Origin of the sequence: Methylobacterium sp. NPDC080182 (assembly GCF_050281105.1) — a bacterium.
Lineage (GTDB): Bacteria > Pseudomonadota > Alphaproteobacteria > Rhizobiales > Beijerinckiaceae > Methylobacterium.
The window spans coordinates 43,399-67,343 of sequence record NZ_JBNNWO010000008.1 but is presented as its reverse complement, the minus strand read 5'-3'; the positions used below and the strand labels follow the sequence as shown (position 1 = coordinate 67,343).

21 protein-coding genes are annotated in these 23,945 nt (G+C 72.3%); 9 read left to right on the top strand and 12 right to left on the bottom strand.

The genetic code is table 11. The features are described from left to right. Positions 1 to 10: 10 nt before the first annotated feature. The 11 genes from pufM to ACQKQD_RS15220 all read right to left on the bottom strand — a co-directional run bounded on the left by pufM (position 11) and on the right by ACQKQD_RS15220 (position 9,861). A complete protein-coding gene (gene pufM / locus ACQKQD_RS15270) occupies positions 11 to 991 on the bottom strand; it encodes a photosynthetic reaction center subunit M (protein WP_427508772.1) in 981 nt (326 codons plus the stop codon). 80 nt (positions 992 to 1,071) lie between these two features. Beyond that, positions 1,072 to 1,896 (bottom strand): photosynthetic reaction center subunit L, encoded by an 825-nt coding sequence (pufL, locus tag ACQKQD_RS15265; protein WP_427508771.1) that lies wholly within the window; start codon positions 1,894 to 1,896, stop codon positions 1,072 to 1,074. 80 nt (positions 1,897 to 1,976) lie between these two features. Further along, positions 1,977 to 2,168, bottom strand: a complete 192-nt coding sequence (gene pufA, locus ACQKQD_RS15260; protein ID WP_020091993.1) for a light-harvesting antenna LH1, alpha subunit — start codon at positions 2,166 to 2,168, stop codon at positions 1,977 to 1,979. Positions 2,169 to 2,178: 10 nt separating this feature from the next. Further along, positions 2,179 to 2,415, bottom strand: coding sequence for a light-harvesting antenna LH1, beta subunit (gene pufB, locus ACQKQD_RS15255; RefSeq protein WP_012319767.1), 237 nt, complete (start codon positions 2,413 to 2,415; stop codon positions 2,179 to 2,181). A 127-nt stretch (positions 2,416 to 2,542) separates the two neighbouring features. Continuing rightward, positions 2,543 to 2,764: a hypothetical protein gene (locus ACQKQD_RS15250; RefSeq protein WP_170868014.1), complete on the bottom strand. Its 222-nt coding sequence runs from the start codon at positions 2,762 to 2,764 to the stop codon at positions 2,543 to 2,545. 35 nt (positions 2,765 to 2,799) lie between these two features. Beyond that, positions 2,800 to 4,266, bottom strand: a complete 1,467-nt coding sequence (gene bchZ / locus ACQKQD_RS15245) for a chlorophyllide a reductase subunit Z (protein WP_427508770.1) — start codon at positions 4,264 to 4,266, stop codon at positions 2,800 to 2,802. Further along, positions 4,266 to 5,795, bottom strand: a complete 1,530-nt coding sequence (gene bchY / locus ACQKQD_RS15240; RefSeq protein WP_427508769.1) for a chlorophyllide a reductase subunit Y — start codon at positions 5,793 to 5,795, stop codon at positions 4,266 to 4,268. The genes bchZ and bchY overlap by 1 nt, the downstream gene beginning before the upstream one ends. A 5-nt stretch (positions 5,796 to 5,800) precedes the next feature. Further along, complete coding sequence (locus ACQKQD_RS15235) at positions 5,801 to 6,805, bottom strand: chlorophyllide a reductase iron protein subunit X (protein WP_020091989.1); 1,005 nt, start codon at positions 6,803 to 6,805, stop codon at positions 5,801 to 5,803. After that, entirely contained in the window at positions 6,802 to 7,740 is a 939-nt protein-coding gene (bchC, locus tag ACQKQD_RS15230; protein WP_091976542.1) for a chlorophyll synthesis pathway protein BchC, read from the bottom strand. Before bchC ends, ACQKQD_RS15235 begins: the two co-directional genes overlap by 4 nt. 94 nt (positions 7,741 to 7,834) lie before the next feature. Further along, positions 7,835 to 8,962: a methyltransferase gene (locus ACQKQD_RS15225; RefSeq protein ID WP_427508768.1), complete on the bottom strand. Its 1,128-nt coding sequence runs from the start codon at positions 8,960 to 8,962 to the stop codon at positions 7,835 to 7,837. A 29-nt stretch (positions 8,963 to 8,991) separates the two neighbouring features. Then, complete coding sequence (locus ACQKQD_RS15220) at positions 8,992 to 9,861, bottom strand: polyprenyl synthetase family protein (protein ID WP_091926646.1); 870 nt, start codon at positions 9,859 to 9,861, stop codon at positions 8,992 to 8,994. A gap of 106 nt (positions 9,862 to 9,967) precedes the next feature. Between ACQKQD_RS15220 and crtD the strand changes: the two genes are divergently transcribed. Together crtD and ACQKQD_RS15210 are read left to right on the top strand one after the other, a co-directional pair. Beyond that, positions 9,968 to 11,503, top strand: a complete 1,536-nt coding sequence (gene crtD / locus ACQKQD_RS15215) for a 1-hydroxycarotenoid 3,4-desaturase CrtD (protein ID WP_427508888.1) — start codon at positions 9,968 to 9,970, stop codon at positions 11,501 to 11,503. After that, complete coding sequence (locus ACQKQD_RS15210) at positions 11,500 to 12,360, top strand: carotenoid 1,2-hydratase (RefSeq protein ID WP_020091984.1); 861 nt, start codon at positions 11,500 to 11,502, stop codon at positions 12,358 to 12,360. The genes crtD and ACQKQD_RS15210 overlap by 4 nt, the downstream gene beginning before the upstream one ends. On the opposite strand, the gene ACQKQD_RS15205 is transcribed toward ACQKQD_RS15210, so the two are convergent. After that, positions 12,320 to 13,648 carry a glycosyltransferase family 87 protein gene (locus ACQKQD_RS15205; RefSeq protein WP_427508767.1) on the bottom strand — a complete coding sequence of 443 codons (1,329 nt, stop codon included), beginning with the start codon at positions 13,646 to 13,648 and terminating at the stop codon, positions 12,320 to 12,322. The two genes, ACQKQD_RS15210 and ACQKQD_RS15205, sit on opposite strands and share 41 nt — an antisense overlap. Before the next feature lie 148 nt (positions 13,649 to 13,796). On the opposite strand from ACQKQD_RS15205, the gene ACQKQD_RS15200 reads away from it, so the two are divergent. Genes ACQKQD_RS15200 through ACQKQD_RS15170 form a run of 7 tightly spaced genes read left to right on the top strand, consistent with a single transcriptional unit; the run spans position 13,797 to position 23,945 of the window. Next, positions 13,797 to 15,047 (top strand): glycosyltransferase family protein, encoded by a 1,251-nt coding sequence (locus ACQKQD_RS15200; RefSeq protein WP_427508766.1) that lies wholly within the window; start codon positions 13,797 to 13,799, stop codon positions 15,045 to 15,047. Further along, positions 15,044 to 16,324: a glycosyltransferase family 4 protein gene (locus ACQKQD_RS15195; RefSeq protein ID WP_427508765.1), complete on the top strand. Its 1,281-nt coding sequence runs from the start codon at positions 15,044 to 15,046 to the stop codon at positions 16,322 to 16,324. Before ACQKQD_RS15200 ends, ACQKQD_RS15195 begins: the two co-directional genes overlap by 4 nt. Continuing rightward, positions 16,312 to 18,264, top strand: coding sequence for a glycosyltransferase (locus ACQKQD_RS15190; protein ID WP_427508764.1), 1,953 nt, complete (start codon positions 16,312 to 16,314; stop codon positions 18,262 to 18,264). The genes ACQKQD_RS15195 and ACQKQD_RS15190 overlap by 13 nt, the downstream gene beginning before the upstream one ends. After that, complete coding sequence (locus tag ACQKQD_RS15185) at positions 18,261 to 20,102, top strand: ABC transporter ATP-binding protein (RefSeq protein WP_427508763.1); 1,842 nt, start codon at positions 18,261 to 18,263, stop codon at positions 20,100 to 20,102. Before ACQKQD_RS15190 ends, ACQKQD_RS15185 begins: the two co-directional genes overlap by 4 nt. Beyond that, positions 20,102 to 20,968 (top strand): hypothetical protein, encoded by an 867-nt coding sequence (locus tag ACQKQD_RS15180; RefSeq protein ID WP_427508762.1) that lies wholly within the window; start codon positions 20,102 to 20,104, stop codon positions 20,966 to 20,968. The genes ACQKQD_RS15185 and ACQKQD_RS15180 overlap by 1 nt, the downstream gene beginning before the upstream one ends. Then, on the top strand, positions 20,965 to 22,932 hold the full coding sequence (locus ACQKQD_RS15175; RefSeq protein ID WP_100251207.1) for an ABC transporter substrate-binding protein: 1,968 nt from the start codon (positions 20,965 to 20,967) through the stop codon (positions 22,930 to 22,932). Before ACQKQD_RS15180 ends, ACQKQD_RS15175 begins: the two co-directional genes overlap by 4 nt. Next, the gene (locus tag ACQKQD_RS15170; protein ID WP_056528616.1) at positions 22,929 to 23,945 is read left to right on the top strand and encodes an ABC transporter permease; all 1,017 of its coding nucleotides are present in this window, start codon (positions 22,929 to 22,931) and stop codon (positions 23,943 to 23,945) included. Before ACQKQD_RS15175 ends, ACQKQD_RS15170 begins: the two co-directional genes overlap by 4 nt.

The window sequence follows — 23,945 nt, the reverse complement described above, 5'->3', positions numbered from 1 at the left end:
GACGGCCTCCTCACGGCTTCATGCCGGGTGCGAGATGGGCGGGATCCACGATCGGGCCGTAGACCTGCGGGTACGAGGGCGCGACGCCGTGCTTGACCGCCCAGAGGTACCAGTTGTCGACCACGGTCCCGGTGAGCAGGATGCCGATGCCACCGGTCAGCGTCGTCAGCACGGCGAACCACCACGCCCAGCGGTGGACCGACTCCATCGTGGCGTTGAAGCCCATGGTCCAGCGCCAGAACAGGGCGGCGCGCTCGGTGGCCGTGCCGCGGTCGACGATCTGGTCGATCTCGCGCTCCGCGCCGTAGCGCGAACAGGCCAGGATCGTGCCCCCGTGCATCGCGAACAGCAGCGTCGACCCGTAGAGGAACGTGATCGAGAGCATGTGGAACGGGTTGTAGAAGAGGTTCCCGTAGCGGAGCGAGAAGGCCGCGGTCCAGTCGAGGTGCGGGAAGATGCCGAACGGCACGGCTTCCGACCACGAGCCCATCAGCACCGGCCGGATGAAGCCGAGGACGAGGTAGAGCCAGATCGCCGACGCGAAGGCCCACGGCACGTGCAGGCCGAGGCCGAGCGCCCGCGCCCGCTTGTAGAGATGGACCCACCACAGCAGGATCGCGGCCGTCAGGAAGAAGCCGGCGATGAGCCACCACCCGCCCTCGTTCAGGGGCGGAAGGACCTTCAGGCCGTACTTCGGGAGGGGTGGCTCGAGGGCGAGCCACGGCAATTGCCGGACGAACTGGACCGGATCCCAGTTCACCGAGGCCCACATATTGAGCCCGATGATCTCAAAGGCGATCACCCCGCAGGTGATCGATAGGGCCGCGATGTAGCCGATGTAGATGGGCCCGACCTGGCTGTTGCCGATCAGCCCGAACAGGTAGCTGTTGAACGGCTTGCCGACCCGCTCGTCGACCGCGACCGGAACGCCCTGATCCGGCACGAGCGGGCGCACCTGAACCTGCGTGAAGATGTTCTGGTAATAGGCCATGGCCTGCCCTCCCCCGGAGTGCCGCGCGCTGGGCGGCGGTGACCCGCGTTAGTCCCCTCGTTCCGATCGCGTCCGACCCGTCACCGCCAGACCGGCAGGTTGAGCCACCAGCCCCACCATTGCGGCCAGCCCTGCGTCCAGAATGGCCCGCTGATGACGATGCAGACCGCGCTCCAGAACCCTGCAGAGAGGGCCAGGAACAGGCCGAGGCGGTGGATGCCGAGCGTGCCGATCGAGTAGCCGATCGTGTCGCGGAAGAAGGTGTCCTCGTGCTCGGGCGTCTTGACGGTCTCGCCCTTCTTCGGGTTGGTCGCCGACAGGATCAGGCCGCCGTGCATCGCGAGGGCCAGCGTCGTCGTGAAGAAGAACGTCACGGCCAGCATGTGGGCCGGATTATAGTGGAAGTGGAGATACTGGTATCCGGTGTTGGACACCCAATCGAGATGGCTGAGGATGCCGTACGGGAAGCCGTAGCCCCACGCGCCCATCAGCAGCGGCCGGATCACCACAAGGGTGATGTAGGCGAAGATCGCCATCCCGAAGGCCGCCGGGACGTGGTAGCCGATCCCGAGCTTGCGGCAGATCTCGACCTCGCGCAGCGCCCAGGAGACGAACGAGCCGAGCGCGCACATGGTGATGATCTGCCAGAGCCCGCCATCCTTCAGCGGTGCGAGTCTCAGGCCGTAGCTGACATCGGGCGGCGCGATGTTGATCTGCCAGATGTTCCAGGTTGGTCCGATCGCGGCGCCGTAGATGACGAGCGCGGTGCCCAGCACCGTGAAGAACATGCCGACGACGCCGAAGAAACCGACGAAGAACGGCCCGACCCAGAAGTCGAACAGGTCGCCTCCGAGCAAGGTGCCGCCGCGAACCCTGTATTTGCGCTCGAAGCTCAGCATCGCCATGGCGGCTGCTCCTCAGTCAGGCCGGAGAAGAAGAAAATTGGTGGACCGCGGCCCTCGCGCGCCGCGGTCCGGACCGGCGGTCAGGCCGGCATCTGCGGCAGCGCGAGCGTGATGGTGTTCTGGGCCGCCTTGTTGTTCCTCGGGCCGTCCAGCCAGTTGAACCGGTCGGTCGAGAGCAGGATGAAGTGGATCAGCAGCGCCAGGATAAAGAGGAAGGTGAACAGAGCCACCAGCGTGCGCCGCGGATCGAAGAGCAACCAAACCTTGTGCATCCGATCCTCCTCAGCCGATCATCGTGACGAGGGCGTGGGCCGCATCGCGAACGCCCTCGAGAGAGGCGTAGCCCTGCGGTCCGGGGAGCCACGGACGCCACAGCCAGACGAGGATGTGAGCGACCACGGCGATCGCCGTGAAGATGAGGAAGCTCGTCAGGAAGATCGCGTGGAACTCCTTGGCTTCCGGTTCCGTCAGCCCGGACAGGCTGCTCGGTCTTTCTGTTGTGACGGGTCCACTCGCCATCGTTCAGACCTCCGTGTGTTGGCCGCGCCTCTGGCGAGGCGCGACGGGTTCAGCCGCGATGCCTTTCGGCTGTCACGGCCCGACTTCCCCCGCGTGACCGGACGGAAGCGTCTCGCTCAGGGGCGTTTCAGCCCATGAAGGCGAAGGGGATCGCCTGAACCGCCATGGCGCGGGCTTCGCCGAAGACCGAGCGGCGCGCCGGCGCCAGGCCCGGGCGGGCCGTCTCGCGGCTGGGCCGGAACCGGTTCAGCGCCGCGGCGGCGAGGAAGAACGGGTAGGTCGCCGTCAGGATCAGCCGGAACTGAAACGCTTCTTGGTGCTGGCGGCCGGTCGGGACCATCGTTCGCATCGTCAGGTCTCCTCTGGGTGAAACGGAAAGGCGGCTCATGCGGGCACTCCTCCCGCGAGGGCGGCCCGGGCCCGCGCCACGTGGGCGGGCGCTACGGCGGCGGCCTCGGTGTCCCGGGCAGCCCGCTCGGCGGCGTCGCGCAGGCGCTTGGCCGCGGAGATCCGGGCGAGCACCGGCTGGGCCTCGACGAGAGCGTCGAGTGCCTGCCGGGCGGCCTCGTCCCACGGCAGCTCGGCGTGGCGCCGCGTGGGAGTTGCCTCGACCTTGTCCATGTCGCGGGCGAGCGGCAGGATGTGGAAGAGGGTGTCGAACAGGGCGTTGCAGACCTCCTGGACCAGGTAGGTCGCCCCGGCGTATCCCATGAACGGCGTGCCGGTGTGCCGCCGGATGATCGCGCCGGGGAACGAGGCCGGTACGTAGGTCGCTCGGGCGCCGCACTCGGCGAGGTACATCCGCTCGTTGAACGAGCCGAAGAGCACCAGCGGCGGCTTGGCCGCGACGGCGGCGCGGACGACCGCGTTGTCGGGCTTCAGACCGGCCGAGCGCCCGAAGGCGAAGTGGCAGGGCAGGCCCATCTCGTCTTCGAGGAAGTGGCGCACGCCGCGCGCGTAGGTCTCGGTCGCGACGATGCCGAAGCTCGCGGTCCCGAAGAAGTCCTGCGTCACCGAGCGCCAGAGGTCCCAGACCGGCTTGATCGTGGTGTGCCGCTCCCGCTCGATGAACGGCTCGGGATCGAGGCCCAGGATCTCGCCGAGCGAGCGCAGGAACTTGGTCGTGGACAGGATGCCGATCGGCGCCTGCAGGTACGGGCGCTCCAGATCCTCGCAGAGCAGCCGCCCGAACTCCCGGTAGAGGCAGATATTTGCGTCGGCGTTGACCAGCTTCGGCACGTCGGCGAGGTGGGCGCCCAGCGGGAAGGTGAGGTTCACCTCGGCGCCGATCCCCTCGACCAGCCGCCGGATCTCCGCGAGGTCGGACGGCATGTTGAAGGTGCCGTAGGCCGGGCCGATGAGGTTCACCCGCGGCTTCTCGCCGGCCTTCTTCTCCGGCCGGGCCGGGATGCCCTTCTTGGCGAACTTCTTCGCCCCGTATTCCTGCCAGAGCCAGCGCATCGCCCGGTCGGCGGCCTGCCACTGGTCCTCGTCGATCGTGCGCGGCAGGAAGCGCTGGAGCCCCGTGCCCTCCGGCGTCACGCCTCCGCCGATCATCTCGGCGATGGAGCCGGTGACCACGACGCTGGGCTGGCCCGGATCGAGGGTCGCGTGGGCGCGCTTCATGGCGCCCTCGGTGCCGTGCCGGCCGAGTTCCTCCTCGGCGAGCCCGGTGACCACGATCGGCAGCTCGTGCGGCGGCAGCGCGTCGGTGTAGTGCAGCACCGAGGTGACCGGCAGATTCTCGCAGCCCACGGGGCCGTCGATGACGACCTGCAGGCCCTTGATCGCCGTGAAGACGTAGACCGCGCCCCAGTAGCCGCCGGCCCTGTCGTGATCGAGGATGAGCATTAGGCCATCTCCCCGATCGGCTTCTTGGGGCCCTCGATCTTCGGTCCCTGGCGCTTCTGCGGCACCTCCTGCCAGACGCCCGCGGCGTGGCCGGTGCCGACGCCCTCGAAGAAGTCGCGCATGGCGTCGAACCGCGCCCTGTTGCCGAGGGCGGCGTTGATCACCGTGGCGAGCGACCCGGCGCCGGCCGCGCCCATCAGCGGGCGCGCCGAGATCAGGTTGGTGAAGTAGAGCGCCGGCGTGCCGCGCTCCTTGGCGCGCTGCACCACCGGCGTCGTGCCGATGGCGAGATCGGGCTTCAGCGCTTCGAAGGCGAACAGATCATCCTCGAGGGAGGCCCGGTAGCGGACCTCCGTTCCGCGAGACTCGAGCCAGTCGCGATCCGCCTCCGACCAGGGCGTGCGCGGGCAGGCGGTGCCGACATAGGGGACTTCGGCGCCGCTCTCGACGAGGAGGCGCGCCACGAGCAGCTCCGATCCCTCGTAGCCCGAGAGCGTGATCCGCCCCTTGATCGGCATCGCGCCGAGCGCGCCGCGGATACCGGGCAGGATCCGGTTCTTGGCCGCCTCGACGGTGGCGCGGGGCACGCCGCAGGCCTCGCCGATCCGGTCGAGCCAGTCGGCGGTCCCGTCGACGCCCACGGGAGCGGAGCCGACGATCGGGCGGCCGGCCGCCTCGAACTCGCGGATCGAGGCCGTGTAGAACGGGTGGATCGCCGCCACCGCCGCGCAGTCGAGGGCGGCGTAGAGCTCGCGCCATTCCCGGGTCGGCACGACCGGGCCTGCCGCCAGCCCCAGCGGCTCCAGGAGCGATCCGATCACCACCGGGTCGGCCGGGAAGACCTCGCCCAGCAGCGCGACGCTCGGGCGCTCGGAACGGCCACCGCGGGGGGCGGCGACGGGCCCCTGCTCGGCCTCCGCGCGGGCGACCTTGAGCATGGCGCCGGCGAGCACGTCCTTGGCCTCGGCGTGGGTCGGGACGCCGAAGCCCGGCACGTCGATCCCGATCACCCGGACGCCGTCGATCGCCTTCGGCAGCAGGCGCAGCGGCACACCGGAGGCCGTCGGAACGCAGAGGTTGATGACGACGACGGCGTCGTAATCCTCCGGCTTCGCAGTCGCGTGGACCGCCTCGCGGATGTCCTCGAACAGCTTGCCGGTGACGAGCGTCTCGGAGTTGAATGGCACGTAGCCGACGCTGCGCCGCGCCCCGTAGAAATGCGACGTGAAGGTCAGGCCGTACACGCAGCAGGCCGAGCCCGACAGGATCGTCGCCGTGCGGCGCATCCGCAGACCGACCCGCAGCGAGCCGAAGGCCGGGCACATGCTCTGCGGCTGGTCGTGCGGGCCCTGGGGATAATCCTCGCGCAGCTGTGCCAGGGTCTCCGATAGGCCGGCGGCTTCCGCGGCCGCCACCATCGCGTCCTTACCGGCGTGGCAACCCAGGCCGTCGCTCTGCGCCGCGGCGAGGTCGATGGTGGCCGGCGCCTTGCGGGCCCGCAGATCGGCGATGTCGAGGGAGACGGCCATGCGCGTCAGACCTCGTCGTACACGACTTCGAGGGACGGCTTGGACACGTGGGCGACGCCGCACATGTCCTCGTGGGTGGCCGGAACCAGCACGACGTCGCGGCCGGTGGTCTCGCTGGAGAACAGGCCGAGCAGCCCGTCCTGCGAGAGCGGCGTCGGGCGGTGCGGCGCGGCCTCCGCGACATTGGCGGCGAGGTCCGCGAACAGGGTGCCCCAGCGCCCGTCCGGCTTGCCGATGATCTCGTAATTCGCGCTCTTGCGGCGGATGTCCTCGTCGGCCGGGATCGAGGCCAGGACCGGGATGCCGGCCGCCTCCGCGAAGGCCTGGGCCTCGCCGGTGCCGTCGTCCTTGTTGATCACGAGGCCGCCGACGCCGACATTGCCCCCGAGCTTGCGGAAATACTCCACCGCCGAGCAGACGTTGTTGGCGACGTAGAGCGACTGCAGGTCGTTCGAGCCGACGACGATGACCTTCTGGCACATGTCCCGGGCGATCGGCAGGCCGAAGCCCCCGCAGACCACGTCGCCGAGGAAGTCGAGGAGGACGAAGTCGAAGCCCCACTCGTGGAAGCCCAGCTTCTCCAGAAGCTCGAAGCCGTGGATGATGCCGCGGCCGCCGCAGCCGCGCCCGACTTCGGGACCGCCGAGCTCCATGGCGTAGACGCCGTCGCGCTTGAAGCAGACGTCGCCGATCGCGACCGACTCGCCCGCGAGCTTCTTCCTGGTCGACGTCTCGATGATGGTCGGGCAGGCCTTGCCGCCGAAGAGGAGCGAGGTCGTATCGCTCTTCGGGTCGCAGCCGATCAGCAGGACCTTCTTGCCCTGCTGGGCCATCATGTAGCTGAGATTGGCGAGGGTGAACGACTTGCCGATGCCGCCCTTGCCGTAGATCGCGATGATCTGCGTTTCTTTCTTCGCCGGTGCGGTGGACACGGCATCGGGCTCGATCGCGGCCTCGGCGCGGAGCTGAGTCGCCTGGGACAGGGCAGCCTTGTTGAGCTGAACATTCACGCGGCGTCCCTCCAGTCGAGGATCATCTTCAGGCAGCCCGGATCCGCGAACGCGGTGCGGTAGGCGTCCTGGGCCTGTGCCGCCGGGGCACGGTGGGTAATCAGACCGTCGAGGGAGAGCCGGCCGCTCTCGATCATCCGCGTCACCGCCACCGTGTCCTCGGGCCTGAACTCGGCCGAGATCCGGATCCGGGCCTCGCGCATGAAGGCGGGCGGGAAAGCGAAGCTGAGGGGCGCCTCGTAGAACCCGGCGAGGACGATCTCGCCCCCCGGTGCGAGCCGGGCGATCAGGTCGTCGAGGCCGGCGGCGTTGCCGCTGACATCCGTGATCGTCGCGTAGTCGCGCCGGGGATCCGCGTCGGGCGCGACGACGGTGTATCCGTGCTCGCCGGCTGCGCGCACGGGGTCCGTCTCCCAGACGGTGGGCGCGGCGCCCGCAGCCAGGGTCAGCCGCGCGAGCAGCCGGCCGAGGACGCCGTGCCCGACGATGAGCGGAGCCGCGCCGGGGGCGAGGCGCCCGAGGGCGCGATGGGCAGTCGCCGCGAGGGCCAGGAGGCAGGCCTGCTCGCCGAGGGCCTCGTCCACCGGCACGAGGCGGGCGGCCGGTGCGACTAGATGGGACGCGGCGCCTCCGAACAGGCCGCGAACGGCGCCGAAGCAGCGGGCCCCCGGGACGTAGACGGTCTGGCCGACCCGGACCGAAGCGCCGGCATCCGCCTCCACGACCGTCCCGACGGATTCGTAGCCCGGCACCAGGGGGTAGCCCATGCCCGGGAAGGGCGGCATCCGCCCCGACCAGAGCAGGCGCTCGGTGCCGGTGCTGATCCCGCTCCAGGACACCGCCACGACCGCGTCCGCGTCAGTGGGCGGCGTCAGGGCCAGGCGCTGAACCGACAGGTGCTCCGGGTTTTCCAGAATGACGGCCAGAGCGTCCATGGCTGGAAGTGTCCACCCTTTGCGTTGCGACTCTCTCTGGTGCGAAGCCGCTTTGTGTCATCCTAGATAGACACAGGTCAGCGTCAAGTCACACTTACTTGGCTGGGCCTGTTTTTTGAGCTCTCAGCACCCGCGCGAGCAGGGGGCGACGTGTCGGATGCTCGTGCGTGGCGGTGAAACCTGCGGCCGCGAGCATCGCGCGCAGCTCCTCGGCCCGGCGCGGCCGGCCGGAGCCCATCGCCAGGAGGTAGAAGCCGAAATAGGCGTCGCCGACCGGCTCCGCGCCGGGCGTCCCGGCCATCGGCTCCGCGATGAGCAGCGTGCCGCCCGGCGGCAGCGCCGCGTAGGCCGCCCGCAGCAGTGCCTGGGCCGGCGCGTCGTCGTGATCGTGGACGATCCGCACCAGGGTGATCGTGTCGGCGCCCGCGGGCAGCCCGCCGTGGAAGTCGCCTCCGCGGCAGGCGATCCTGTCGCCGAGGCCGGATTGGTCGAGGCGCGCTCGGGCGCGGTCGGCGACGGCCGGCAGGTCGAACAGGGTCAGGCGGGGGCCGGCGTGCCGCGCCGCCACGGCCTGCAGGAAGGCGCCCTCGCCGCCGCCGACATCCATGAGGTGCCGGACGCGCGACAGGTCGCAGGCGTCGAGCACATCCTCGGCGATCAGCGCCTGCGAGGCACCCATCAGGCCGCTGTAGGGAGCCACCGTGCGCGCGTCGCCCGTCGCCCCGGCCGCGTAGGGCCAGTAGCCCGCGAGGCGGGTCGGCTGGGCCTGTCCGCGCAGCAGGGCGACCGGATCCGCGAGATCCGCGTAGAGCAGCGCGTGATGCTCGATCATGGCGGCGATGCCGGGATTGCCGACGAGGGCCGCGCCCAAGTCGGCGAGCCCGAATCGGTCATTCGACAGGGCGCGCAGCAGACCGAGGGATTCGGCGGCGCGCAGCAGGCGTCGTGCCGCGTCGGGCGTGAGGTCGAGCCGCCGCGCCAGCGCGTCGACCGTCTGCGGGCCCTCCGCGAGGATCGCGAACAGGTCCAGGCGGATGCAGGCGGTCAGGACCTGCGCGTAGACGAAGCCGGCACAGAGGTCGAACAGCGCGCGCGTGTTGCGCTGCGCGATGCGGCGCGTCAGCGGAAAACCCGCCGCCCAGCGCTGGAACCGGGGGCTGGCGACGAGGCGGTTGCGCCACGCGAGCCACCTGTCCGCCCACGCGGGCGGAACGGGCGGCACCGTGCCGGTTCCGGGGAGCGATCCGGCGCTCAGACCGCCACCGCGCGCAGGCTCGCGGGCAGGAACAGCCGCGCCTGCGCCTCGATCTCGGCGGTGAGCGTGGCCACGCCCGGACAGGGCGGGATCGCCGCGATCGCCTCGCGGGTCAGCCGGGACAGGCGCTCCATCGCGCCGCCGGTCCCCAGCAGGGCGGCGGCGTTGGGGCGGCCCAGCGTCGCGTCGCGCCCGGCGGGCTTGCCGATCTCCTCCTGCCGGCAGGCGACGTCGCGCAAGTCGTCGGCGACCTGATAGGCCTCGCCGAGGCACTCGCCGAGGCGGCGCCAGGGTTCCGGATCCGCGCCCGCCGCCGCGGCACCGGCCACGGTGGCGGCGGCGAACAGGGCGCCCGTCTTCGCCTGCTGATAGTCGCTGAGGCTGATATGCGCCTCTGATTCCCAGGCCTGCCCGGCCGCGATGCCGGACGGCGACCCCGCGGCGCGGCCGAGGAGTCCGACGAGGCGCCCGAGGCGCGCCGGATGAGGCCCGACGGACCGCGCGAGGGTCTCGAAGGCGAGGACGATCAGGGCGTCGCCGGTCAGGACGGCGATCGGCTCGCCGAAGGCGACGTGGACGGAGGGCTTCTGCCGCCGCATCGGCGCGTCGTCGAAGCACGGCAGGTCGTCGTGGACCAGCGAGGCGCAGTGCAGGAGCTCGATAGCGGCGGCGGCCGCCACGGACCCCGCCGGGTCGTCGTCGCCGCAGGCGCGGGCCACCGAGAGGCAGAGGCGCGGCCGGATCCGATGGCCGCCGGGAAACACCGCGTAGCGGAGAGCCTCCGCCAGAAGGGGCGGGGCGCCGGGCGCCTCCGCGTGCGCAACGGCGCGATCCAGCGCCATCTCGATCCGCCGACCGGACTCCATATCGTTGCCTCCCGTGTTGTATGCGGTTGTCAGCAACAGGTGTCATTTCTTATTGACACTTTGCGGAGGGGAGATCAATCCCGTGGTGGGGCAGTTCGGAGCGGCCGTGGCGCAGGAGCGCGTCGTCGTGATCGGTGCCGGGATCGGTGGCCTCGCCGCCGCCCTGCGGCTCGCCCATGCCGGTTTCGAGACGACAATCCTCGAGCGCGCGCCGCAGCCCGGCGGGAAGATGCGCGCCGTCCCGGTCGGGGACCGCGCCGTCGAGGCCGGTCCGACGGTCTTCACGATGCGCTGGGTTCTCGAGGAGCTGTTCGCCGAGTGCGGGACGGATCTCGGCGACCGGGTCGCCCTGTCACCCGCAAGGCTCCTCGCCCGTCACGCCTGGAGCCGGGACGAGCGTCTCGACCTCTTCGCCGATATCGACGCGTCGGCGGACGCGATCGCGGCCTTCGCGGGACCGCGCGAGGCGGACGGCTACCGGCGCTTCTGCGCCCGCTCCGCAGAGGTCTACCGCACCCTCGAAGGGCCCTTCATCCGCGAGGGCCGGACGGGTCCCGCCGGCCTCGCGCAGCGGGTCGGGCTCTCGGGCCTCGGCGATCTCTGGCGAATCCAGCCCTTCACGACGCTCTGGTCGGCGCTGGGGGCGTACTTTCGCGACCCGCGGCTGCTCCAGCTGTTCGGCCGCTACGCCACCTATTGCGGCGCCTCGCCCTTCACGGCACCGGCGACGCTGATGCTCGTCGCCCACGTGGAGCAGGCCGGCGTCTGGACCGTCGCGGGAGGGCTCAGCGGCCTCGCGCGGGCGGTGGCCGATCTGGCGGCGGAGCGCGGCGCGACCTTCCGGTACGGCGCGGAGGTCGCGCGAATCCTCGCGGACGGCGGCCGCGTCACCGGCGTGCGCCTGAGCGACGGCACGACTGTGGCCGCCGACTACGTCGTCTGCAACGCGGACTGCGCGGCCCTGGGGGCGGGGCTGCTCGGGCCCGATGCGGCCGCCGCCGGCGAGCGGCTCGCGCCCGGCGAGCGCTCGCTCTCCGCGGTCACGCTCTGCGCGGAGGCGGTGCCGGCGGGTTTCCCGCTGGCGCACCACACGGTGTTCTTCTCGCGCGACTACCGGGCCGAGTTCGACGCGCTCCTGCGCGCCCGCCGCCTGCCCGACGACCCGACCGTCTACGTCTGTGCCCAGGACCGGGACGCGGCGGGCGCCGCGCCGCGGGGGCCGGAACGCCTGCTCCTGCTCGTCAACGCTCCGGCGGATGGCCGGGAGCGCCCCCTTCAGCCGCCGGAGATCGAGAGATGCGAGAGGAACCTGATCCGCCGGCTGGAGGCCTGCGGGCTCACCCTGGACTTCACGTCGTCGGCGGTCACGACGACGCCGCGGGACTTCGACGCCCTCTTCCCCGGGACGGGCGGAGCCCTCTACGGTCGGGCGGCGCAGGGATGGGCGACGACCTTCAAGCGCGCGGGCGCGCGGACGGCGGTGCCGGGCCTCTATCTCGCGGGGGGCTCGATCCATCCCGGCCCGGGCGTGCCGATGGCGGCGCAGTCGGGGCGGCTGGCAGCGGCAGCGATCCTGGACGACCGCGATTCGATGGCGCGGTCGCGCGGGGCGGCTACGCGTGGTGGTACGTCGATGCGGTGAGCGACGACGGCCGCCAGGGCCTCACGATCATCGCCTTCATCGGCAGCGTGTTCTCGCCCTACTACGCCTGGAGCGCCGAGAAGGACCCCTTCGCCCACTGCGCCATGAACGTGGTGCTCTACGGCGACCGCGGCCGCTTCGCCATGACCGAGCGCCGCGCAACCAGCCTGTCGCGCAGCGCCGACCACATCGCCGTCGGACCCAGCGCCATGCACTGGGACGGCACGGCGCTGACGGTGCGGATCGACGAGCGCGGCGCGCCCCTGCCCCGGAGGATCCGCGGCACCGTGCGTCTCGAGCCGCGCGGGTTCACGGGCGGCCCGTTCCATCTCGACCGGGCCGGGCGCCACCGCTGGTGGCCGATGTCGCCGTCCTCGCGGGTCGAGGTGGATTTCGACGCGCCGGACCTTCGCTGGAGCGGGAGCGGCTACTTCGACACCAACGACGGCGACGAACCGCTGGAGGCCGCCTTCTCGCGGTGGACATGGTGCCGGGCCGACCTGCCGGACGGCGCGGCGATCCTCTACGACGTCCATCACCGCGACGGCGGCGGCCAGAACCTGTCGCTCCGGTTTTCCGCGGACGGCAGCCGCCGCGAGATCCGGCCGCCGCCCGGCGCGGCGCTCCCGGCGACGCGCTTCTGGCGGATGCCGCGCGAGACCCGCAGCGACGGCGGCCGCTCGCGGGTGCTCGCGACCTACGAGGACACGCCGTTCTACGCCCGCTCGCTGCTCGCCTCGACTCTGGGCGGCGAGCCGGTCCGGGCCGTGCACGAGAGCCTGTCGCTCGACCGGTTCCGCAACCCGATGGTGCGACTCATGCTGCCCTTCCGGATCCCGCGGCCGCTGGCTCCGTGAGGGCCTCGGCGCCCCCCGTCCCGGATCGCCGTCGGCTCGGGGTGACGCTTTGCGGCATGACGCGCCCCGCGATGCAGGCGAAGGTCGCCATGCTCAGCACGAGGCCGAGGGGGAAGCCGGTCAGCGCGGCCGATTCCCGGACGACCGCGAAGAGCGGCACCGCGCAGAGCAGGGCCCGCTCGCGCGGCCGCAGGCCGCCCGCGCGGTGCGCGGCGAGCGCCAGGAGGAGCACGGCCGGTACGAGGGGCGCCAGGTCGTAGACCGGGAGGTACGGCGACAGCAGCGGCGCGGAGACGAGGAGCGCGGCCGCGCGCAGCGTCGGGTCGGTGGGCCGGGACCAGGCGCGGAAGGCGAGGCCGAGCGCCAGTACGGCGACGAGACCCTGCGCCGTCCAGGCGGCGGCCATCGAGCCGCCGAGCAGGCGCACCGCGCCGAACGCGCTGGCGTTGAGGTTGAGGCTCGCCGCCGCGTTCTGCAGGATGATCCGGTTCGTGTCCCCGAGCGTGCCGAGAAAGCCGTTCCAGGGCGGCGTCCCGAACAGCGCCAGCGACGCGAGGCAGAGGGCCAGCACCGTCGACGCGCAGGCGGCCAGGCACGCGCGCCGTCCCGTCACCAGCAGGAGCAGGGGGGCGAGCGCCGCGAAGTGCGGCTTGTAGGCCAGCAGGCCGAAGCAGAGCCCGGCGAGCCACGGTCGGCGATCGACGAGCACCGCGCCGAGGGTGAGCAGCGACGCGGTGAACAGGCCGTTCTGGCCGTAGACGAGGTTGCAGAGCACGAGCGGGTGCGCGAGCGCGACGAGGGCCGCGTCCCGCCGGCCGGCCGCGACCCGCATCGCGAGCGCGAACAGGGCGAGGGAGAGCGCGGTCCAGAGCAGGTAGGCCGGCTGCAGATCCAGCAGTGCCATCGCGGCCGCCGGCAGGAGGAACACCGGGGGATAGTGCCACGCGAACCGGCACGCCTGCCCGCAGGCCGCCTTCAGGTTCGCCAGGTGCACCGGCAGGTTGTAGGGGTCCGCCCCCCGCCCCTCCAGCGCCGACCGGCCCGCCACCCAGACCTGGACGAAGTCGTTGCCGAGGGGGTCGCCGTACCAGTTGCGCCGCGGGTCCGGGCCGGTCCCGTAGACGAGGAGGACCATGGCGAGGCCGAGCGGCAGCAGCACCCAGGCCGCCCGCCTGCCGAAGGCGAACAGCCGGTCATCGCTGCTCAGGAGATGCGCGAGATCCGACCGGAGCGCGGCGGCGCGTGCTGTCGGTGAGCCCGGCACGCGGGTCTCGATGGGCGCTGGCATGACGGAGGATTTCCGCGTCCGGATTCCGCGGCAGCCTAGGCGCGCGCGGTTCCGGGCCCGTTAACAGGGGTGTTTGCGACCCGGCCCGGCTTGTGCAAGAGGGCGGCGGCTGCGATCCTCGCGCCGTCAAACCGGGGCGATCACATCGATGCGACTGGACGAGGCGTCTCCGGCCCCGCGCGTCCTGATCTACAGCCACGATACCTTCGGGCTCGGCCATCTGCGCCGCTCGCGGGCGATCGCCAACGCGATCGTGGCGTGCAACCGCGGCGCCCGGGCGATGATCGTCTCGGGCTCCCCGGTGGTCGACCGCTTCGCCTTCGCGGCGGGCGTCCGGACGGTCAGGCTGCCGCCGGTGACCAAGTTCGCCGACGGCGGCTACGCCAGCCTCGACGGCGCGACCCCGCTGGCGCGCACCGTCGCGCAGCGTTCCGCGATCATCGCCCAGGCCTGCGACGCCTTCCGGCCCGACCTGATCATCGTCGACAAGGAGCCGGGCGGCTTCCACGGCGAGCTGCTGCCGGTGCTGGAGAAGGCCGCGGCCCGCGACATCCGCCTCGTCCTGGGCCTGCGCGACGTCCTCGACGACGCCGACCGCCTCGTCCCCGAATGGGAGCGCAAGGGCGCGGCCGAGACGATGGCGCGCTTCTACGACGAGATCTGGGTGTACGGGCTGAGCCGGATCCACGAGCCCCTGGCGGCGCTGCCGATGGAGCCCGAGATGGCCGCCCGCATCGACGGGCGCCTGATCTACACCGGCTATCTCCGCCGCGACCTCCCGGAGCGCCGCGCCGGCCGCGAGGAGCCCCCGATCGCGAACGGCCCCTTCATCCTGGTGACGCCGGGCGGCGGCGGCGACGGGGCGGCCCTGATCGACTGGGTGATCGCCGCCTACGAGGCCGATCCCGCGATCCCCCTGCCCGCGCTCATCGCCTTCGGTCCCTTCCTCGATGCCGGCATCCGCGACGGGTTCATGGCGCGCATCCGCCGCCTCGGTGACCGGATCGCGGCCATCACCTTCGACAGCGAGATCGAGTTCCTGATGCGCAAGGCGGCCGGCGTCGTCGCCATGGGGGGCTACAACACGTTCTGCGAGATCCTGTCCTTCGACCGCCGGGCGATCCTCGTGCCCCGGACCGAGCCGCGGCGGGAACAGGCGATCCGGGCGCTGGCGGCCGAGCGGCTCGGCCTCGCGCGGGTGCTGATGGAGGCGGAAGGCCGGGCGCCCGGGCGCATGGCGGCGGCGCTCCGCGACCTGCCGGGACAGGACCCGCCGTCGCGGGTTCTGGTGCCGGGTCTCCTCGACGGCCTCGACGCGGTCGCGCGTCGCGTCCGGGCGCTGACCGCCCGCGGCGGCGCGGACGTCGCGGCCCGGCCGTACCTGCAGGCCTATTCGTGAGCACCAAGCGGGTCGCCGTGGTGCTGAAGGGCTATCCGCGGCTCTCCGAGACCTTCATCGCGCAGGAGTTGCTGGCGCTGGAACGGTGCGGCCTGGCTCTCGAGATCTGGTCCCTCCGGCGCCCGACTGATCGGGCCCGCCATCCGATGCACGCGCAGATCCGCGCGGAGGCCGCCTACCTGCCCGAGTACCTGCGCGACGCGCCGCTGCGGGTGCTCCGGGGCGTCGGCGCCGCGCTCCGGCGGCCGAACCTGCCCGCGCTCCTGGCGCTGTTCGCCCGCGATCTCCGGCGCGACCCGACGGCGTCGCGGCTGCGGCGCCTCGGGCAGGCCCTGGTCCTCGCCCGGGAATTGCCGGCCGAGGTCGCCCATATCCACGTGCACTTCCTGCACACGCCGGCCAGCGTCGCCCGCTACGCCGCGCTCCTGACCGGGCGCCGGTGGAGCTTCTCGGCGCACGCCAAGGACATCTGGACCACGCCCGACTGGGAACTGTCCGAGAAGCTGCGCGACGCCGAATGGGGCGTGACCTGCACCCGTGACGGCCTCGCCCGGCTCGACAGCCTCGCCCCGGGCCGGACGCTGCTCGCCTATCACGGGCTCGATCTCGCCCGGTTCCCCGACGCGCCGCCGCCGCGCGAGCCGCGCGACGGAACGGACCCGGACCGCCCCCTCCGGCTCCTCTGTGTCGGCCGGCTCGTCGCCAAGAAGGGGCACGACGACCTCATCGACGCCCTCGCCGCCCTGCCCGCGCACCTGCACTGGCGGCTCGACCTGATCGGCAGCGGCGAGCGGCGCGAAGCCCTGGAGGCCCGTGTCGCTGCCTGCGGCCTGGCGGAGCGGGTCCGCTTCCGCGGCGCCCTGGCGCAGCCCGCGGTGGTCGAGGCCATGCGCGCGGCGGACCTCTTCGTCCTGCCGACGAAGCCCGCCCCCGGCGGCGATCGCGACGGCCTGCCGAACGTGCTGATGGAGGCCGCGAGCCAGGCGCTCCCGATCCTGGCAACCGCCTTCGCCGGCACGCCGGAATTCATCACCGACGGTGTCCACGGCGTCCTGACGCCGCCCGGCGAGCCGGCGGCGCTGGCCGAGGCCCTGGTCCGTCTCGCGGGCGATCCGGGCCTCCGTCAGCGGCTCGGCGCGGCTGCCCTGGCCCGGCTCGTGCAGGACTTCTCCGAGGAAGCGGCGATCGCGCTGATCGCCGGCCGGCTGCGCGCGTCCGCGGGTCTGCCGCAGGGCGCGGTCGCCCGCGAATCGGAGTTGTCCGCGTGCGCGTCCTGATCGCGGTCACGCATCTGCTCGGCGCGGGGCACCTCACCCGCGCGGCCGCCATCGCCCGCGCCTTCGCGGCGGCCGGCCACGAGACGATGCTGGTCTCGGGCGGCGTCCCGGCACCGATGGTCCGACAGGACGGGTTGCGCCGCGTTCAGCTGCCGCCGCTCCGGATCGCCGGCACGGACTTCTCGACGCTGCTGGACCCCGACGGACGCCCGGCCGGGCCGGCGCTCCTCGAACGCCGCCGAGCCCTGATGGTCGACACCCTGGCGGCCTTCGAGCCTGACGCGGTGATCACCGAGCTGTTCCCGTTCGGCCGGCGCGCCCTGGCGGCCGAGTTCCTCGCCCTGGTGGACGCGGCCCGCGCCCGGCGGCCGCGCCCGCTCGTCCTCGCCTCCGTGCGCGACGTCCTCGTGGCCTCGACCAAGCCGGAGCGGATCGCCGAGGCGCACGCGCGTGTGGCGGACCTCTACGACGCCGTGCTGGTGCACGGCGACCCGGCCCTGATCCCCCTCGAGGCCTCGTGGCCCCTCGACGCGGCCACCGCCGCGAAGGTGCGTTACACCGGCTACGTGGACGAGGGGACCGTGCCCGCGCCGGCCTCGCGCCGCTCCGGCGTGGTGGTCGCCGCCGGATCCGGACCGGCCGGGCTGGTCCTGCTGCGCGCGGCCGCAGGCGCGGCCCGGCTTCGGCCGGATCTCGGCTGGCGGATCCTGGCCGGCCACGGCGTCCCCGAGGCCGAGCTGTCCGAGATCGGTCACGGTCTCGCGCCCGGCATCCTCGGTCGCGCCCAGCCGGACTATCGCGCGCTCCTGGCCGGCGCCGCCCTTTCGGTCAGCCAGTGCGGCTACAACACGGCCGTCGATCTCCTCGCCACCGGCACACCCGCTGTCCTCGTGCCCTTCGAGGCCGGCGGCGAGACCGAGCAGCGCCTGCGCGCCGAGCGCCTCGCAGCCCGGGGACTCGCCCGGGTGCTGCCGGAATCGGAGCTGACGCCCGGGACCCTGGTGGAGGCCATCGCGTCGCGGGGCGTCCTCCCCGCGCCCGGCGATTCCGGGATCGATCGGGACGGCGCAGCGCGCACGGTCGCGCTGGTCGAATCCCTCCGCGGGGGCGAGCGATCGCGCCCCGTCCGGGCTAAGCCGGCCGAGCCGGCCCTCGACGCTCTCCGTCGTGCTCTCGACGCCGTCGCGGCGCGGGGCCTGCGCGTGCCGCTGTTCTGGCGCGACGACGACGCGGTCGCGGGCGGTCCGGACCTCGACCGCCTCATCGGTCTCGCCGAGCACCACGGCGTCCCGCTGCTCCTCGCCGCGATCCCGGCCGGCATCGACGCCTCGCTGCCGCGGCGGCTCGAAGCGGCTGCCGGTGTATCCGTCGCCGTCCACGGCCTCGCCCACCACAACCACGCTCCGCCGGGCGAGAAGCGGGCCGAGTTCGGCGCGCACCGCCCTCTCGACACCCTGGTCGCCGACGCCGCTGCCGGCCTCCGGATCGCCCGGCAGCGTCTGCCGGAAGGCTCGCTGCTGCCTGTCTTCGTACCGCCGTGGAACCGCGTCGCGCCGGAACTCGCCGCCGCCCTGCCGGATCTCGGCTATCGCGGCCTCTCGGCCGTGCCCGGCCCGTCGATCCCGGTTTTGCGCCGGCTCGATGCCACCCTCGATCCGATCGACTGGCGGGGCAGCCGGTCCCTGCGCGATCCGGAAGCCCTGCTGCGCGGCCTCGCCGCCGACATCGCGGGCGCGCCGGAGCGGTCGCTCGGCCTTCTGACGCACCACCGCGTCCACGACGAGGCCGTCTGGGATTTCGTCGGCGCGCTGGTGGCCAACCTCCTGCGGCACCCGGCGATACAGGTCGTGGATGTTCGGGCGCACTTCGGCGCGTCCGCGATGGACAAGGGGCCGGCGGCATCTAAGTCTCAGGTCTCACAGATCGCGAGGACGGGTTGAGCCCGCTATTGTCCATCCGCGACCTCGCGGTCGCGTTCCGCACGGAGAGCGGTCCGTTCGAGGCGCTGCACGGCCTGTCCCTCGACGTTCACCGCGGCCGCACCCTCGCCCTGGTCGGCGAGTCCGGTTCGGGCAAGTCGGTGACCGCCCAGGCGATTCTGCGGATCCTGCCGCCCTCCGCCGCCATCACCCGCGGTCAGATCCTGTTCCGGGACGGCGAAGTCGAGGCCGACATCGCGCGGCTCCCCTCCGAGGGCGAGGCGATGCGGGCGATCCGTGGCCAGCGCATCGCCATGATCTTCCAGGAGCCCATGACCTGCCTGTCACCGCTCCACACGGTGGGCGACCAGATCGGCGAGGCGCTGCGCATCCACACCGGGGCCGACCGCAAGGAGGCCGATGCCCGGACCGAGGGGGCGCTGGCCCGGGTCGGCTTCCCGGACCCGCACCGCGCCCTGCGGACCTACCCGTTCGAGCTGTCCGGCGGCCTGCGCCAGCGCGCCATGATCGCCATGGCGCTGATCCTGAAACCCGCCCTCCTCGTCGCCGACGAGCCGACCACCGCGCTGGACGTCACCACCCAGGCCCAGATCCTCGCCCTGCTGGCCCGGCTCCAGGAGGAGACCGGGATGGCGATCCTGCTGATCACCCACGACCTCGGCGTGGTCGCCAACATCGCCCACGACGTCGCCGTCCTCTATCGCGGACGCCTCGTCGAGGCGGGCCCGCGCGACACGGTGATGCGCGCGCCGGGCCACGCCTACCTCCGCGCGCTCCTCCACGCGGTGCCGCGCTTCGACATGGCGCCCGGCGAGCGGCTCACGCCGATCCGCCCGGCCAAGGCCGAGATCCCGCCCGGCCAGGCGCCCGCGCCCCTGGGCGGGCCGATCCTCCAGGTGGAGGGGGTGAGTAAGAGCTTCACACTGCGCGCCGGTCGGCTGTGGCAGAAGCCGCGGATCGTCCACGCCGTGTCCGACGTCTCCTTGAGTTTGGCGGCGGGCCAGACGCTGGGGCTCGTCGGCGAGTCCGGGTCGGGCAAGACCACGGTCTCGAAGATGATCATGCGGGCGCTCCGGCCGGATTCCGGGCGGATCCTGTTCGACGACGGCAGCGGCCCGCGGGACGTCCACGGCCTGAGCGGCGACGCCCTCTTCGCCTATCGCCGCACGGTCCAGTTCGTGTTCCAGGACCCCTACGCGTCCCTCGATCCGCGCATGACCGTCCGGCAGATCCTGTCGGAGCCCATGGAGATCCACGGCGTCCCGGCGGCGGAGCGGCGGGAGCGCTGCCGCGCCCTGATGGCCATGGTCGGCCTGGAGCCGAGCTTCCTCGGCCGGTACCCGCACGCCTTCTCGGGCGGGCAGCGGCAGCGCATCGGGATCGCCCGGGCGCTGGCCCCGAAGCCGCGGCTGCTGGTGCTCGACGAACCGGTCTCGGCCCTCGACGTCTCGGTCCAGGCGCAGATCCTGAACCTGCTCAAGGATCTCCAGGCCGCCCTGGGCCTCTCCTACCTCATCGTTTCCCACAATCTGGCAGTGATCGACTACATGGCGGACACGATCAGCGTGATGTGCCGGGGCCGCATCGTCGAGGAGGCGCCCCGCGCGGCCCTGTTCCGCCGGCCCGTCCATCCCTACACGCGGGCGCTGCTCGCCGCCGTGCCCGATCCGAGCCTGGACCATCCCCTCGACTTCGCGGCCGTCGCCTCCGACCGCAACGACCCGACCCGCTGGGAGGAGCCGTTCCGCCTGGCCCCCGACGAGGCCGGGGCGATGCGCCCGGTCGAGACCGGACACCGGGTGCGCTTCAGCGCCGCCCACAGCGCGGAGGCCGCGTGATGCAGGCCCGGCCGCCCGTGATGCTGGAGCGCCTGCGCCGCAAGGTGCTTTCGCCGTTCTTCGACCGCCTGGGCTACGACCTCGTCCCGGCCGCCCCCGACTGGACCCACCGGCCGACCTCGCCGCGGGAAGTCGCCACCCTGCTCGAATCGGCCGCCGCCATCCTGGAACGCGATCTCGCCGCCGCCGGCCTCATCCCCGACGGCAACGTGCTGGAGCAGGTCCGGGCGTTCTGGGCGCTGATACCCACCGCCCCCGTCCGGCAGCGGCGCGGCGGCAGCGGCTTCAACGGCGCGCTGCAGCTCTACGTCGCCATGCGGGCGCTGAAGCCCGACTTCGTGATCGAATCGGGCGTCTTCCGCGGGCTCACGACCTGGGTGATCCGGCAGGCCCGCCCGCAGGCGCAGATCTTCTGCCACGATCCGGACCTGTCGGGCCTGCAGTACCGCGACCGGCAGGCCCGCTACAGCACGGCGGATTGGTCGACCGCCGACTGGTGCATGCTCGACCCGGCGCGGACGGTGGCGTTCTTCGACGACCACGTCGCCCAGGGCCGGCGGGTCGTGGAGGCGCGGGCGCGCGGTCTGACCCGGCTGCTGTTCGACGACGACGCGGCCGGGCACCGGATCCACGCCCATGGCGGCCCCGCGCACCCGACCATCGCGATGATCACCGGGCCCGAGCGCAGCCCGGAGCCGATCCGGTGGACGCGGAACGGCCGCCATTTCGAGCAGCCGGCCGACGACGCCCTGGTGCGGCAGGCCGCCGGGTTGATCGCCCGGTCCCACGCCTTCGACGACCTGCACAGGGCGACCGGCTACTCGCCCGCCCGGCTCACCTCCGTGACGTTGCGGGGCAGCTCATGAAGGCCTGGGACATCCGGGACGGCACCCCGTCCGCTCTCCCGCTGCGGGGCGGGAACGACAGCACCGTGTCCCGCCGCGCCCTGCTCGCCGGGCTCGGCGCCAGCCTGATCTGGTCGCGCGCGCCGTCGCGGGCCTTCGCCGACACCCCGCCGGCCGACGCGCCCGGCCCGCCGACCACCCCCTACGTGGCCGACCTCGCCGCCCACGGACGCCGGCTCGGCAGCGCGGGCGGCACGATCCGCACCCTGATCGCCAAGGCGCGGGACGTCCGCTACCTGTCGGTCTACGGCTACACCCGCCTCGTCGGCTACGATGCCGACCTCAACCTGCGGCCCGACGTGCTGGAGCGCGTCGACGTCGAGGGCGGCCGCTTCACGTTCACGCTCCGCCAGGGCCACCGCTGGTCGGACGGTCACCCGTTCACCGCGGAGGATTTCCGCTACTACTGGGAGGATGTCGCCAACGAGAAGGCCCTGAGCCCCGACGGGCCCGCGGCCTTCTTCCGGGTCGACGGCAAGCTCCCGGAGGTGGAATTCCTCGATCCGGTCACCGTCCGCTACAGCTGGGACCGGCCGAACCCGATGTTCCTGCCGGCCCTGGCGGCGCCGCGCGACCCGCTGATCTACCGGCCGTCGCACTATCTCAAGCCGTACCACGCCCGCTACGTCGGCAAGGAGGTGGCCGACGCGAAGGCCAAGGCGCTGAAGCTCCGCAGCTGGGCGGCCCTGCACAATCGCCTCGACGACAATTACGAGCTCAACAACCCGGACTGCCCGACCCTGCAGGGCTGGGTCCCGCGGACCCGCTCGCCGGCCACCCGGTTCCGGTTCGAGCGCAACCGCAGCTACCACCGGGTCGACACGGCCGGCACGCAGCTCCCCTACGTCGATTCCATCGTGATGGACGTGGCCTCGCAGGGCCTCCTGGTCGCCAAGACCAATGCCGGCGAGGCCGACCTGATGTTCCGCGGCCTGATGATGCCCGACATCCCGAGCCTCAAGGAGGGTGAGGCGGCGCATCGCTACCGCACCAACCTGTGGCCCGTGGCCCGCGGCTCGGAGATCGCGCTCTACCCGAACCTGACCACGACGGATCCGGCGTGGCGGCAGCTCAACCGCGACGTGCGTTACCGGCACGCCCTGTCGCTCGCCATCGATCGGCGCACCCTGAACAACACGCTCCTGTTCGGCCTGGGCACCGAGGGCAACGACACGATCGTGCCCGAGAGCGCGCTGTTCGAGCCCGAGATGCGGACCCTCAACGCCGCCTACGACCCGGCCCGGGCTGCCAAGCTTCTGGACGAGATCGGGCTGACGGCCCGCGACGGTTCCGGCACGCGGCTGCTCCCCGGCGGTCGCGCCCTGGAACTGGTGGTGGAGAGCGACGGCGAGGCCGAGATGGTCCTCGACGCGCTGCTGCTCATCACGGAGTTCTGGCGCGAGGTCGGGATCCGCCTGATCACCAAGCCGCAGGAGCGCACGAACCTGCACCGGCGCTCGATCGCGGGCGTGACCGTCATGGTCGCCGCCCAGGGCCTCGACCTTGCCGTCCCGACCGCGATCATGCCCCCGACCGAGCTGAGCCCGGCCCAGCCGGAGCATTATTCCTGGCCGCTGTGGAGCATGAACGTCGAGAGCCGCGGCAAGAGCGGCGAGCCCTGCGACGTACCGGAGGTCCAGCGCCTCATCGAGCTCGACCGGGAGTGGCGCCACACCGACGATGCCGGCCGGCAGGCCGCGATCTGGCGCGAGATGCTGATGAACCACGCGCACAACACCTGGGTGATCGGCACGGTGGCGGGCGCGCTCCAGCCGGTGGTCGGCGCCGATCGCCTGATCAACCTCCCGAAGCGCGCCCTCTATTCCTGGGAGCCCACCGCGATGATCGGCGTGCAGCGCCTCGACGAGCTGTTCTGGGACAAGGGCACCGAAACCGGCGCCGACAAGCGCGCGGAGGCCCGGTGATCGTCCAGATCCTCCGCCGCGTCGTCACGATGGCGGTGACGCTGCTGGTCATCTCGGCGCTCGTCTTCGTGATCATCAAGCTGCCGCCGGGCGACTACCTGACCAACCGGATCATGGAGCTGCGGGCCACCGGCGACGCGAGCTCCGTGGCGAAGGCGGAGCTGCTCATCAAGCAGTACGGGCTCGATCGGCCGGTCTGGCAGCAGTACCTGATGTGGATCGGCGTGCTGCCCGGATCGGTCGGGTTCTCCGGGCTGCTCCAGGGCGACTGGGGCTGGTCGTTCGAGTACGACAAGCCGGTGGCGGACGTCGTCGGCGACGCCCTGTGGCTGACCCTGCTGATCAATCTGACGGCGGTGGTGTTCGTCCACCTCGTGGCGATCCCGGCGGCGATCTACTCCGCGACGCACCGGAACACGCTCGGCGACGCCGTCGTCACCCTGCTGGGCTATGTCGGCCTCGCCGTGCCGGGCTTCCTGCTCGCCCTGATCCTGTTGTTCTACGCCAACCGGTGGTTCGGGCTGTCGATCGGCGGCCTCTACGATTCGGCTCTCACCAACCAGCCCTGGACCTGGGAGAAGGTCCGCTCGCTCCTGGCGCACCTGATCGTGCCGACGCTGGTGATCGGTCTCGGCGGCACCGCGGCCATGATCCGGCGCATGCGCGCCAACCTGCTCGACGAGCTGGCCAAGCCCTACACGGTGACCGCCCGCGCCAAAGGCCTGCCGCCCCTGCAGGCGCTGCTGAAATACCCGTTCCGGATGTCGCTCAACCCGTTCGTCGCGGATATCGGCAACCTGCTCCCGCACCTCGTCTCGGGGTCGGTGCTGGTCTCCCTGGTGCTCAGCCTGCCGACCGTCGGGCCGCTGCTCCTCGAGGCCCTGCGCAGCCAGGACCAGTTCATGGCCGGGTTCATCCTGATGTTCGTCGCGGCCCTCACCCTCGTCGGCATGCTGATCTCGGACCTGATCCTGGTCTGGCTCGATCCGCGCATCCGCATGGGCCTGCGATGA